The organism is Kushneria konosiri, assembly GCF_002155145.1.
Taxonomy (GTDB): Bacteria; Pseudomonadota; Gammaproteobacteria; order Pseudomonadales; family Halomonadaceae; genus Kushneria; species Kushneria konosiri.
Genome location: NZ_CP021323.1, coordinates 1,683,386 through 1,695,873, shown reverse-complemented (window position 1 = coordinate 1,695,873; position 12,488 = coordinate 1,683,386). Strand labels below are relative to the sequence as shown.

8 protein-coding genes and 1 pseudogene are annotated in these 12,488 nt (G+C 64.8%); 4 read left to right on the top strand and 5 right to left on the bottom strand.

Features of this window, described 5'->3' with window-relative positions; all coding sequences use genetic code 11:
* Positions 1 to 99: 99 nt before the first annotated feature.
* Both cobA and B9G99_RS07880 read right to left on the bottom strand, forming a co-directional pair.
* Entirely contained in the window at positions 100 to 1,008 is a 909-nt protein-coding gene (cobA, locus tag B9G99_RS07885) for a uroporphyrinogen-III C-methyltransferase (protein ID WP_418268960.1), read from the bottom strand.
* Positions 995 to 3,721: a nitrate reductase gene (locus tag B9G99_RS07880; protein ID WP_086621558.1), complete on the bottom strand. Its 2,727-nt coding sequence runs from the start codon at positions 3,719 to 3,721 to the stop codon at positions 995 to 997. Before B9G99_RS07880 ends, cobA begins: the two co-directional genes overlap by 14 nt.
* A 737-nt stretch (positions 3,722 to 4,458) precedes the next feature.
* Here B9G99_RS07880 and B9G99_RS07870 point away from each other — a divergent pair.
* From B9G99_RS07870 to nirD, 3 genes are read left to right on the top strand one after another with little or no spacing between them, the layout of a single operon-like run.
* Positions 4,459 to 5,691 (top strand): NAD(P)/FAD-dependent oxidoreductase, encoded by a 1,233-nt coding sequence (locus tag B9G99_RS07870; RefSeq protein ID WP_086621556.1) that lies wholly within the window; start codon positions 4,459 to 4,461, stop codon positions 5,689 to 5,691.
* Positions 5,688 to 8,291 (top strand): nitrite reductase large subunit NirB, encoded by a 2,604-nt coding sequence (nirB, locus tag B9G99_RS07865; protein ID WP_269466786.1) that lies wholly within the window; start codon positions 5,688 to 5,690, stop codon positions 8,289 to 8,291. The genes B9G99_RS07870 and nirB overlap by 4 nt, the downstream gene beginning before the upstream one ends.
* Positions 8,288 to 8,662 (top strand): nitrite reductase small subunit NirD, encoded by a 375-nt coding sequence (gene nirD / locus B9G99_RS07860; RefSeq protein ID WP_086621555.1) that lies wholly within the window; start codon positions 8,288 to 8,290, stop codon positions 8,660 to 8,662. The genes nirB and nirD overlap by 4 nt, the downstream gene beginning before the upstream one ends.
* Positions 8,663 to 8,709: 47 nt before the next feature.
* Here the strand turns inward: nirD and B9G99_RS07855 are convergent.
* The 3 genes and pseudogenes from B9G99_RS07855 to B9G99_RS07850 all read right to left on the bottom strand — a co-directional run bounded on the left by B9G99_RS07855 (position 8,710) and on the right by B9G99_RS07850 (position 11,366).
* Positions 8,710 to 9,825: pseudogene (locus B9G99_RS07855) on the bottom strand (alkaline phosphatase D family protein).
* Positions 9,826 to 9,837: 12 nt separating this feature from the next.
* Positions 9,838 to 10,287, bottom strand: a complete 450-nt coding sequence (locus B9G99_RS17005; protein ID WP_227875981.1) for a PhoD-like phosphatase N-terminal domain-containing protein — start codon at positions 10,285 to 10,287, stop codon at positions 9,838 to 9,840.
* A 173-nt stretch (positions 10,288 to 10,460) separates the two neighbouring features.
* Positions 10,461 to 11,366: a LysR family transcriptional regulator gene (locus B9G99_RS07850; protein WP_086621554.1), complete on the bottom strand. Its 906-nt coding sequence runs from the start codon at positions 11,364 to 11,366 to the stop codon at positions 10,461 to 10,463.
* A gap of 252 nt (positions 11,367 to 11,618) precedes the next feature.
* Between B9G99_RS07850 and B9G99_RS07845 the strand changes: the two genes are divergently transcribed.
* Positions 11,619 to 12,488, top strand: a complete 870-nt coding sequence (locus tag B9G99_RS07845) for an MBL fold metallo-hydrolase (RefSeq protein WP_086621553.1) — start codon at positions 11,619 to 11,621, stop codon at positions 12,486 to 12,488.

The window sequence follows — 12,488 nt, the reverse complement described above, 5'->3', positions numbered from 1 at the left end:
TGGCGTCCATAACTCACTCGACTCAAAAGAAAAAAACAAAACGCCGTCACTCATGTGACGGCGTTTTTTCATATCGATGACCCTGTCCGTCAGGCCCTGTCAGGAGAGAGGTGCTTCCCCGGCCAGCGCGTGACGATCGGCATTGGCCTCTTCACGGTACAGCGTGACCACACTGCCCACCACGATCAGGCAGGGCGACGGCATCGGCGCTGCCTCAAGCAGGGCAGGCAGGGTGGCCAGCGTTCCCACGCGGGTCTGCTGTGTCGGCAGCGTGGCATGTGCAATCAGCATTACCGGCCAGTCCGCCGGCAGACCGGCGCCTGTCAGCCCCTCACAGATAGTCGCCACCCGATTGAGCCCCATGTAGAACACCAGCGTTTCATCGCGACGCGCCAGCGCCGACCAGTCCGGCAGACGGTCCTCCCGCGCCTGATGAGCGGTCACGAATCGCAGCGTCTGGGCGTGGCCGCGATCGGTCAGCGGCAGGCCGAGCGCGGCGGCAGCACCGGAGGCTGCGGTAATGCCGGGCACAATTTCAGCGTCGATGCCGGCCTCGGCAAGGGCGGCCAGCTCTTCGCCCATGCGTGCGAACACGCCGGGGTCACCGCCCTTGAGCCGCACGACCCGCTTGCCCGCACGCGCCAGTGCCACCAGCCGCGCGCCGATCTCGGCCTGAGACACACTGTGCTGACCGCAGGCCTTGCCCACGTAGTAGCGTTCGCACCCGGCCGGCAGCCGCGCCAGAATCTCCGGCCCGACCAGTCGGTCATAAACCACGGCATCGGCCGCCTGAAGGCGATCCAGCGCACGAAGCGTCAGAAGATCCGCAGCACCTGGGCCTGCGCCGACCAGGGCCACCTGCCCCATGGGGGCCTTCTGCTCGGGTATATCGCTGTCACGCCGCCGGCCTCGCGCCGTGGACAGCGCTCGCGTGGCGACATGGCCGAGCCGCATCATCCAGCGGGACGCGCCAAAGCGCAGGGGATGAGAGGGGTTACAGCTCGACATGGACGGATTCCTCTTCCAGTAATGCCTTGAGTTCGGGTTGGCAGGAGCCGCACTGAGTGCCACAGGCAAGCTCGGCACCGAGCGCCTCGACGCTTCGGTGGCCCCGGCGGATCGCCGCGGTAATTGTGTACTGACCCACTTGGTGACAGCTGCAGACAATGGGCCCCACATCGGCGGCCCCGCTGGCGGCCCCTGCCAGCAGCCGTCGGCGCGTCGTCGCCTCAAGCGGTGTGCCATCAGCGGGGTCGAAGCAGGCATCCAGCCAGTGCAGTGATGGTAGTTCCGCCGGCGGGCCGACCATCAGCCACCAGGCTATCCGATTCCCGGCAAGCCCGCTTGCTCGCAAGCGCCCTCTGGCCTCATCCGTACTCCACTGGGATACCGGCCCTGGCAGCACCCGCGCGATCCAGTCCATCCAGTCCCGTTCACCCGCGTCAGGCGTGCCGGCCAGCTGCCAACGCAGGGCGTGACGCATCGGAATGCGCGTCCAGTAGGCGCAGTCCTCGGTCGGCGTCACCGTCTCCGACAGGTCACCGGCGACCAGCAGCGTGGCCTCCCAGCCGTGCGCCAGCGGCTGAATGCCCACGGCGCCATGCTTGGACTCCGGCTGACCGGAAATCGGATCGACCAGCGGGGTGATCAGCGCATTGGCCTTGGCGCGGCCGCTGAACGCGCCGTTCCAGTGCATGGGCACAAAGACCTCGCCCCGGCGCTGGCCGCGCTTGATGCGTGCCCGGCCGCGATAGTGACCGCCCTCACCGGCAAGCTCGATCAGTCGGCCTTCCTCGATGCCGGCCGCGTCGGCGTCAAAGGGGTTCAGTTCGATGAAGGGCTCGTCACGATGGTTCATCAGACGGGCCGCCCGGGCCGTGCGGGTCATGGTGTGCCACTGATCGCGCACGCGCCCGGTGTTGAGGCGCAGCGGATGGGTCTCGCTCAGCGTTTGAGCCGGCAGGCGCGGACGAACCGGCAGCAGCCGCGCACGGCCGGAGGCGGTCGGAAAGCGGCCATCCTCGAACAGCCGTGCGGCACCTTGAGGGTGATCGGCATTGACTGGCCACTGGATCGGGGCCAGCGCGTCGTAGGCCGCGCGGTCGAGGCCGCAAAGTCCGGAAATATCAAAGGCGCGCCAGTCCGGTCGCGCCGGATCGTTATCAAGCCCCGAGAGTCTGGCGTGCTCATCAAAGATCTCGGCCGGGTGGGTGTAGGAAAAGGCCGACCCGAAGCCGAGCCGGCCGGCAAGATCGGTCATGATCTGCCAGTCGTGTCGCGCCTGGCCCGGGGGCGGGAGCAGGCCACGCTGGCGCGAAATGCACCGCTCCGAGTTGGTGACGGTGCCGTCCTTTTCCGACCAGCCCGTCGCCGGCAGCACGATGTCGGCCACCTCGAGCAGCTCGGCGTTTTCCATGCACTCGGAGACGATGACCAGCGGACAGTCGGCCAGAATGCGCTTGATGCGATCGGCATCCGGCAGGCTGACCACCGGGTTGGTCGCCATGATCCACACCGCCCGGACCTCGCCGCGCTCGATGGCCTCGAACAGCTCGACGGCCTTGTGGCCGGGCTCGGTGGGCAGCGACGGCGCGCCCCAGAACGTCGACACCCGCTCGATCGCCCCGGGGGTGTGGTAATCCATGTGAGCGGCCAGCTGATTGGCCAGCCCGCCGACTTCGCGCCCGCCCATGGCGTTGGGCTGGCCGGTAATCGAAAACGGCCCGGCGCCGGGCAGGCCGAGCTTGCCGCCGGCCAGATGACAGTTGATGATCGCCTGGCACTTGTCGGTGCCGCTGCTCGATTGATTGATGCCCTGCGAATAGAGCGTGACCACATGCAGCTGGGTGGCAAACCAGTAATAAAACGTCTCGAGCCGCTCGGCATCAATATCGCAGTCCGCCGCGATGGCCTCGATTGTGGTGTCGTCCTCGAGCACCGCCGCCAGCGTCTCCTCAAACCCTTCGGCGTGACGCTCCAGATAGAGACGATCCAGCCGGTTCGTGCGCGCCATGAACGCCAGCAGCCCATTGAACAGCCGCGCGTCGCTGCCCGGCGCGATGCCCAGATAAAGATCGGCGATATCGCAACTGTCGGTCACGCGAGGGTCGATCACCACCACGCGCATCAGCGGGTTGCGCGTTTTCGCCGCTTTCAGGCGCTGATAGAGCACCGGATGGTTCCAGGCCAGATTGGACCCCACCAGTACCACCAGCTCGGCGCGCTCCAGATCCTCATAGCAGCAGGGTACGGCGTCGGCGCCGAAGGCCCGCTTGTAGGCCGCCACCGCTGACGCCATGCAGAGCCGGGAGTTGGTATCCACATGGGGCGTGCCGAGAAAGCCCTTGAAGAGCTTGTTGGCGACGTAATAGTCCTCGGTCAGAAGCTGGCCCGAGAGATACGCTGCCACCGACCCAGGGCCGTGGGCCGCCTGCGTGGCGTGAAGACGACGGGCAAGCACATCGAGCGCCGTGTCCCAGTCGACCGTTTGACCATCGACGCGTGGCGCCAGCACTCGCCCGGCATGGCCGAGCGTCTCATGCAGGGCGCTGCCCTTGACGCACAGCCGACCCTGATTGGCCGGGTGCACCGGGTCCCCCTCAACCGCGCTGATCGACTCGCCGCTCACGGTGGCGCGCACGCCGCACCCGACGCCGCAATAGGGGCAGGTCGTTTGAGCATGACACGCGCCCCTGTCCGTTTGACCGGATAACTCACCCATGTGATCGGCGGAAGAAACGCCGGAGCGGGTAACGGATGAGGGTATGACGGATAAACGGGTTCCGGATGGTTGGGTCGCGGACATGAGGCCTCCTTGAATGCAAAAGGGCCTGACATCACGCGAGCGTGAGGTCAGGCCCCTGTGCCTGTCTTCAAATCGTTCGATGGCGCCTGAACGGCGCACCTTTGCGGCGGGAAAGCGTGTCGATCCGATTCGGGACGTCATTGCCCCGCTCGAATCGCGACCACGGCCGCGGTGTCATGATGATCTGCACCTTCCACGCCACTGCCGGTTTTTCCCTTTCATAACAGAAGGCTGAATGGCAGCGCTAAAGATTCCAGAGCCCGCTTACCCTCGACACGTCCAGCCATGGTGCACGTTTGACGCAAAACGCACCGCCTTTGGGCAGGATCCTTCGCCCGGGGGCCTGACAGCGTCACGACAAAACGCCCAGACGACTGAATCAAAAGCGTAATTTTTCATGTGGCACGCCATTGGCTGTGTTGTAAAAAGCGGCCACCGAAGGCCGCACGCATCGCCCCTTAACCCCCAGGCTTCGTGCGCCGGGGTGGACGACGCCACAGACATCACGTTCACGTCAGGCAACGGCGCCTGATGCCCTGAAGCTTTTTGGCTTCACGGCATCAGGCGCTTTTTTTATGGCCCGACCGGCGCGGTGACAGGACCAGAGCCCGACCGCCGTTTTTTATGACGGCAGATCGACACGGGAGATCGACATGACACGCGACACCGACACGCACCTCGTCGTCATCGGCAATGGCATGGCCGGCCATCGGCTGGTCACCACGCTGCTGGCCCGAAAGGATCGCCCGGCCCGCATCACGGTACTCGGCGAGGAAGCCTCACACGCCTATAACCGCATTCTGCTCTCCCCCTGGCTGGCCGGTGAGCTGGGTCGCGATGAGCTCGCCCTGCCCGCCATGGTCGCCGAGGGCGTCGAATGCCGACCGGGGGCACGGGTGATCAATATCGACCGTTCAAGCCACACCCTCACGCTCGAGTCCGGCGAGCGCCTGCACTACAACCGGCTGGTCATCGCCACCGGCGCCCGGCCGACGCTGCCCGAGGTGGCGGGCATCCAGCTTGGCAACGTCGGTGCGTTTCGAACGATGGAGGACGGTGAGTGGCTGAGACAGCAGGCCCCCGGATCCAACGCGGTCGTGATCGGTGGCGGCCTGCTGGGACTTGAAGCCGCGGAAGGGCTTCGAAAGCTCGGCGTGCACGTCACCGTGCTGCAGCGAAGCGACCGATTGATGAACCGCCAGCTCGACGCCGTGGCTGCCGGCTGGCTTGAGCAGACCCTGACCCGGCGCGGCATCACGATCAACACCGGCGCCGAGCTTGCCCGGCTTGATGGCGACTCAAACGGCAACGTGCGCTCGCTGACTCTGCGTGATGGCCGCACCCTCGCGGCTGACTGCGTGGTGGTGGCCGCCGGCATCACGCCGAACGCGACACTTGGCCGGCTCGCCGGTCTCGAGGTGGGTCGCGGCATCTGCGTCGATGAGCACCTGGCCACCCGGGACCCGGCCATTTTTGCCCTCGGCGAATGCGCCGAGGTAGATGGGGCCACCATCGGGCTGGTCGAGCCGATCTGGCAGCAGGTCGAGACGCTGGTCGATGTGCTGTGCCACCGGACGCCCGCGCCCTACCAGGCGCTCCCCTCCCCGACCCGGCTCAAGGTCGCCGGCATCGATCTCTACGCCTTCGGCCCGGTCGAGCCGAGCGAGGGCATGGAGACGCTGACCTATGCCGACCCCGAACACGGCGATTACCGCCGGCTTTTGATCGACAACGATCGCATCAAGGGCGCCGTGCTTTACGGCGACACCCGCGACGGCCCGGAACTCTTTCGCCTCGCCACCACCGACACCGCGCTGGGCAAGGCCCGCGCCCTGCTGATTTTCGGCGCCCATGACGCCATTCAACGCCTTGAGGAGGTTGCATGAGCACGCCCAACATCCATCCGACACACCATGACGCCGATGCCTCGTCAATGCCGCGCCTGATCGTCATCGGCAACGGCATGGTCGGTCACCATTTTCTGGAACAGCTGGTCGAGCACGGCGTCCACGAACGTCTTGCCATCACGGTCTTCGGCGAGGAGCGCCACCGCGCCTACGACCGGGTGCACCTCTCGGAGTACTTCAGCGGCCGCGACGCCGAGGCGCTGTCGCTCGGCGACGCCGACTTCTGCGCCCGCCACGGCATCGCGCTGCATCTGGGTGAGCACGTATTGTCGATCGACCGTCACGCCCAAACCGTCACCACAGAACGCGGCGATCACGCCTACGACCGACTGGTGCTGGCCACCGGCTCCTATCCGTTCGTGCCGCAGATTCCCACCGTGGATGACGATACCGGCCACGCCGGGCTGGTCTATCGCACGCTGGACGATCTTGACCGCATCCGTGAGGCCGCCGCCGGCGTGGCCGAGCGCGACCAGCGGCGCGGTGTGGTGATCGGCGGTGGGCTGCTGGGACTGGAAGCGGCCAATGCGCTGACCTCGCTCGGGCTCGAGGCGCATGTGGTCGAGTTCGCGCCGCGCTTGATGCCGGTGCAGCTCGACGACGAGGGCGGCCGGGCGCTCAAGCGTCAGATTGAAGCGCTCGGGGTGCACGTGCACGTCGACCACGCCACCACCGAGATCACCCGCGGCGAGCACCATCGCTACTGCATGCATTTCAGGGATCACGAGCCGCTCGAGGCCGATATGATCGTGTTCTCCGCCGGCATTCGCCCGCAGGATCGGCTGGCACGCGAAAGCGGGCTGACCCTTGGCGAGCGCGGCGGCATCGTGATCGATGACACCTGCGTCACTTCCGACCCATCGATCTACGCCATCGGCGAGTGCGCGCTCTGGAGCGGGCGCCTGTTTGGACTGGTCGCCCCGGGCTACACCATGGCCCGCACCGTGGCTGGTTCGCTGGCCGGTCTTGAAGGCGCATCGTTCACCGGGGCCGACATGTCGACCAAGCTCAAGCTGCTCGGGGTCGATGTCGGCTCGATCGGCGATGCCCACGCCACCACCGAAGGCGCCGTAAGCTATCGCTACATCGACGAGGCCAATCACGGTTATCGCCGGCTCGTCGTCTCCGCCGACGGCAGGACCGCGATCGGCGCGGTGCTGGTCGGTGATAACCGCTATTACGACACCCTGCTACAGTACGTACAAAACGGCATCGCGCTGCCGGAGGACCCGGCGAGCCTGATTCTGCCGCACAGCGAGGGGGCGCCAACGCTCGGCGCCGACGCCCTGCCCGAGACCGCGATGATCTGCTCCTGTCACAACGTCACCAAGGGGGCGGTGTGTCAGGCCGTCGAGGCCGGCTGCGGTGACCTTGGAACGCTCAAGGCCGAGACCCGCGCCAGCACCGGCTGCGGCGGCTGCACGGCACTTCTCAAGCAGGTGTTCGAACATGAGCTGGAAAGTCGCGGCATCGAGGTCGACAGAAGCCTGTGCGAGCACTTCGCTTACACCCGCCAGGAGCTCTACGGCCTGATTCGGGTCGAGGGCATCAAAAGCTTCGAGGCGCTTCACTCACGACACGGCAAGGGCGAGCTTGGCTGCGATATCTGCAAGCCGGCGGTGGCCTCGATTCTGGCGTCCTGCTGGAACGCGCCGATCACCGACCCGTCGCTGGTGCCGCTGCAGGACACCAACGACACCTTCATGGCTAACATGCAGAAAAACGGCACCTATTCGGTGGTGCCGCGCATTCCGGGCGGCGAAATCACCCCCGACAAATTGATCGCCATCGGCGCGGTGGCAAAGAAATATGCGCTCTACACCAAGATCACCGGCGGCCAGCGCATCGATTTGTTCGGCGCCGAGCTGCAGGACCTGCCGGAGATCTGGCGCGAGCTGATCGAGGCCGGGTTCGAGACCGGCCACGCCTACGGCAAATCGACCCGCACGGTGAAATCCTGCGTCGGCAACACCTGGTGTCGTTACGGCGTGCAGGATAGCGTCGCCATGGCGCTCACCATCGAGAACCGCTACAAGGGCCTGCGCTCGCCGCACAAGCTCAAGTTCGCGGTGTCCGGCTGCACTCGTGAATGCGCCGAGGCCCAGAGCAAGGATGTCGGCGTGATCGCCACCGAGCACGGCTGGAACCTCTATGTCTGCGGCAACGGCGGCATGCGCCCGCGCCATGCCGAGCTGTTCGCGACCGATCTGGACGACGCCACCCTGCTCGGACTGATCGACCGCTTTTTGATGTTCTACATCCGCACCGCCGACCGGCTGCAGCGCACCTCGGTGTGGCGCGAAAGCCTCGAAGGCGGGCTCGACTATCTGAAGGACGTCATCATCAATGACAGCCTGGGCCTTTGCGAGGCGCTGGAGCACCAGATGCAGCACGTGGTCGATCAGTACGAATGCGAGTGGGCCAATGCCCTCAAGGACCCGGACAAGCTCAAGCGCTTTAGAACGTTTGTGAACGATCAGCGCCGCGACCCGGACATCATCGCCGTCTCCGAGCGCGACCAACCGCGCCCGGCTCGACCTGAAGAGCTGGAAACCCTGACCATGGAGGTCTCCTCATGAGCGCTCTCACCGCACAACGCGCCACCATTACGCTCTGCCACCGCCGGGATCTGGTCGCCCACTCCGGGGTGGTGGCCTGGCATGACAGCCATCAGATCGCGCTGTTCTATCTGCCCGGTCAGCCCCGGGATGCCGACGTACCGGATCGATCCGAGGCACTCTACGCGGTGGATAACCACGATCCGTTTTCCGGCGCCAATGTGATCGGACGCGGCATCGTCGGCAATGTGGGCGGTGAGCGGGTGGTGGCCTCGCCGATCTACAAGCAGCACTTTCGGCTGCGCGACGGGGTCTGTCTCGAAGACCCCGAGCAGCGCCTGACCGTCTGGCCGGTGCGCCTTGAAGGCGATGAAGTCATCCTCGAGCTGTAGCCCCGGGCGCGACGAGGTCGATCGCCGGCCCGGCCGTACGGTCTGGTTCAGGCGGTTCGCCCCTCCGGCATCAGCACCTGCGTGTGCAGGGTGGCGCCGTCGCTGTCCTTGAGCGTCACCGTCAGCGCCTCGCTTTCGCCGTCAAGGTCCGCCTGCCCGAAGAACTGATAGCCCGCCGAGGGCGGCAGGTTCTTCTGGCCTTCGGGCGGCGCCTTGAAGAAGACGACGTCAGGGCCGAAGGTGGCATCCATCTCGCTGGGGCCAAAGGTGCCGGCGTGAAGCGGGCCACTGACGAACTCCCAGAACGGCTTGAACTGCTTGAAGGCGGCGCGCTCCGGTGCGTAGTGGTGGGCCGCGGTGTAGTGCACATCGGCGGTGAACCACACCACGTTCTGGATATCGTCGTCGCGAATCGCCTGCAGCAGTCGGGCAAGCTCCAGCTCGCGACCCAGCGGCTGACCGGGATCATTGTTGGCGATCGCCTCGAAGTGATCACCATCCGGCACCACCATGCCGATGGGCATGTCGGCTGCGATAATCTTCCAGGTGGCGGTGGAGTCATTGAGCGCCTGACGCAGCCAGCGAAACTGGTTTTCGCCCAGAAACGCCGTCGCGCTTGATGCGTTTGCTTGCAGATTGGGACTATTGGGGCCGCGGTAGCTTCGCATGTCGAGCATGAAGGCCTCCATGCCCGGGCCGTAGGAGAAACGCCGGTAAATGCGCTGCGGGGCCTCGGGGGTCATGCGAATCGGCATGTACTCGATAAAGGCCTGGCGGGCGCGGGCCGAGAGCAGCGCGACGTTTTTCTCGCTGTAGCGCTCATCATCAAGGATTTCCTGCGGATACCAGTTGTTGACCGTTTCGTGGTCATCCTACTGCGCCAGCATCGGCACCTCGGCGGCGAAGCGGCGGAAGTTGGCATCAAGATGGTTGTAGGCGTGCTGGCCCCGGTATTCCGCCAGCGTCTCGGCCACCTTCTGCTTGGCCGGCGTCACCAGATTGCGCCAAGTGCCGCCATCGGGCAGCGCGATTTCTGATTCGAGCGGGCCGTCGGCATAGACGCTGTCGCCGGAGTGGATGAAAAAGTCCGGCTGGACCCGTCGCATCGCCTCCCAGGTCCGCATGCCACCGCGCGATTCATCAATGCCCCAGCCCTGCCCCACCACATCACCGGATCACACAAAGCGCAGGTCACGCGACGTGCTCGGCGGCAGGCGCAAACGCCCGACGACCGGCTCGCTTAGCGCCCGCTCATCCCCCAGCGCGGCAAAACGTACCCGATAATGAACATCCTGCATGCCGCGAAGCCCGGTGGCGTCGAGCTTGCCGATCAGATCGCTGCCGGGCAGGACATCGACCGGCGCGAGCTGGCGGGCGCCGCGAAACTCGGGATTGTCGGCGATATCGACCAGCATGCGCGATGGCTTGCTTGCCTGCCCCCACAGCATGGCGCGGTCGGCCAGGACATCACCGCTCATCACGCCGCCCTGCAGCGTCGGGCGCCGTCCCTCGGCCAGCACGATCGCCGGCGCGCCGAGCAGGGTCATCCCGGCCAGGCCTGCGCCCACTCGGACACTGGTGGCCAGGAAATCGCGACGGGTCAGTGAATCATTCGGCGGTGCCATGATGGGTTCCTCTCGTATGGATCGGTAGATCTCGGGGAAGAACAGGCTAATGGCCATCCATGACGCTCGGATGAAACCTGGAAAAATGAGTCGATCACCCACCGTTGGCAGACGATCGACCTGATGACGCGTTGAAAGAAAAGGCAGGACAGGTCGGTCTCCGGGCGGACACCTCAAAAGCGCGGCGGGGCGACCAGACGCTCGGCGTCAAGAATCGCCAGAAATGATCGAAGCGCAGGGTTTGGATTGGAGGATGCGTGAACAAAGGACAGTGTCATGGGAATCGATAGATCGTCCAGCTCGATCAGCTCTACCAGCGCCGGCGGGCGATACCGGTTGGCCGAATTGACGATGGCCGCCCCCATCCCCGAGGACACCAGCGAGAGAATCGCCGTTTCGCTCTCTGCTGTCTGGATGCTGCGAAGTGGTGCGCCCAGAGCCAGACAGGCGCTCTGGAGATGATCGAAATAGGCGGGGTAAATGTGGCGCGGAAAGGTAATGAAATCACGATCCGCGATGTCTGTTAGTCGACGAGGCCGCGGCATGTTCGATAGCCACGCCCCGGGCAGTGCCACTACCACGTCATGCGTCTCCAGCGCCCGCATTTCCAGATGCGAGGCCAGACCACCGAAAGGATAGACGAATCCACCATCCAGACGCCCACCGTCCAGCTGCGCGAGTTGATCGCTGGAGTTGAGCGGCAACAGTTCGAGATCAACCTCCGGGGCATGCTGCTTGAACTGCATGAGCACCCGCGGCAGCAGGCCACCCCAGGTCGAGTTTTCGATAAACCCAAGCGTCAGCCGTCCGCTCAGGCCCTGCGCCATGCGAGTGGCATGGACTCTGGCTTCGTCGACATCTGCCAGAATCCTTTTCGCACGCGCTAGAAACATCTCCCCCACCGGGGTCAGGGTGAGCCCTCTGGCGGAACGCGAAAAAAGCGTCGCGCCCAGCGCTTCTTCCAGGTCATGAATCTGACGCGATATCGACGGCTGGCTGATGTGAAGCTGTTCTGCCGCGGCATGGACGCTGCCAAGCTCGGCGGCGGCCACGAAGTAGCGCAGATGACGTAGTTCCATGAGTGAAAGCCCTGTCGAATATGTCGTGCCAACGTCCAACGTTCATGTTCCGGCTCAAGCGCCTCGAACAACGACGTGACCATCAAAAGGGCCTGTCTCGAAAAGGGAGTGGCACGCCCTGCACCTTCAGCGATACGCCTCAGGCATCGTTCAAGGCAGGTAAAAGCATTGGTCGCCCGCCCATACGAGCGGGATACTGCCCCCATGACGACACCTTGCGTACACCTTCAGAACTTGCCAGCAGGTCATGACATGCCCTCCTCACCTCTTCATCAAGCCACCGAAGCCGACCATTACCGGGTGGGTGAAGCCGACATCTTCCGAGTGACCGAACAGGTGGCGGAATTTCCGTCAGCGAAGTTGTTTCCGGAGCATCGCAGTGAACTGAACGCCGCCGACATACCAGACATGGTCGCGATCTCCATCCATAGCTGGGTCGTGCGCACCCCGACGCGCCTGATCATCATCGATACCGCTACCGGCAACCATCGGGACCGAGGCGGTCACCCGCTATTTCACAATCTGCAGACGCCATACGCCGAAAGACTCACCGAGGCCGGCGTAGACCGCCACGCTGTCGATACGGTGCTTCTGACCCATCTGCATACGGACCACGTGGGCTGGAATACCTATCAGGACAACGGCCACTGGCGGCCGATGTTCCCCAACGCCCGCCATGTCTTTTCAGCTGCCGAGCTCGATCGCTGGCAGCGCGATCCGGCGCACGCCACGATTTTAAAGGATAGCATTCAGCCCCTGCTGGACGCCGGTCTGGCCGACACCATCGACCCGGCCGCGGGGGAGGCGCTCGACGAGCTGTTTATCTATCACTCTTCACCGGGGCACAGCCCGGACCACGCCTCGATCGTGCTGCAGTCGCAGGGCGAATATGCCCTGTTTGCCGGCGATGTCATGCATCATCCCATTCAGACCCGCTATCCCCACTGGAACTCCACGTTCTGTGAGAACAAACCTTACGCGGTGGCCTCAAGGCAGTGGGCGCTCGACTGGTGCGTACAACATGATGCGCTGTACTGCAGCTCGCACTTTGCCGAAAGCTCTGCCGGGCGCATCACGCGCTCGAACGCCCACCCTGCTGGCTACGACTGGCGTTTTGCATGA

Excerpts from the sequence above, each read along its gene's own strand:
- B9G99_RS07845 (WP_086621553.1), top strand. The coding sequence starts at position 11,619 with ATGCCCTCCTCACCTCTTCATCAAGCCACCGAAGCCGACCATTACCGG.
- cobA (WP_418268960.1), bottom strand. The coding sequence starts at position 1,008 with ATGTCGAGCTGTAACCCCTCTCATCCCCTGCGCTTTGGCGCGTCCCGC.
- nirB (WP_269466786.1), top strand. The coding sequence starts at position 5,688 with ATGAGCACGCCCAACATCCATCCGACACACCATGACGCCGATGCCTCG.
- B9G99_RS07850 (WP_086621554.1), bottom strand. The coding sequence starts at position 11,366 with ATGGAACTACGTCATCTGCGCTACTTCGTGGCCGCCGCCGAGCTTGGC.
- nirD (WP_086621555.1), top strand. The coding sequence starts at position 8,288 with ATGAGCGCTCTCACCGCACAACGCGCCACCATTACGCTCTGCCACCGC.
- B9G99_RS17005 (WP_227875981.1), bottom strand. The coding sequence starts at position 10,287 with ATGGCACCGCCGAATGATTCACTGACCCGTCGCGATTTCCTGGCCACC.
- B9G99_RS07870 (WP_086621556.1), top strand. The coding sequence starts at position 4,459 with ATGACACGCGACACCGACACGCACCTCGTCGTCATCGGCAATGGCATG.
- B9G99_RS07880 (WP_086621558.1), bottom strand. The coding sequence starts at position 3,721 with ATGGGTGAGTTATCCGGTCAAACGGACAGGGGCGCGTGTCATGCTCAA.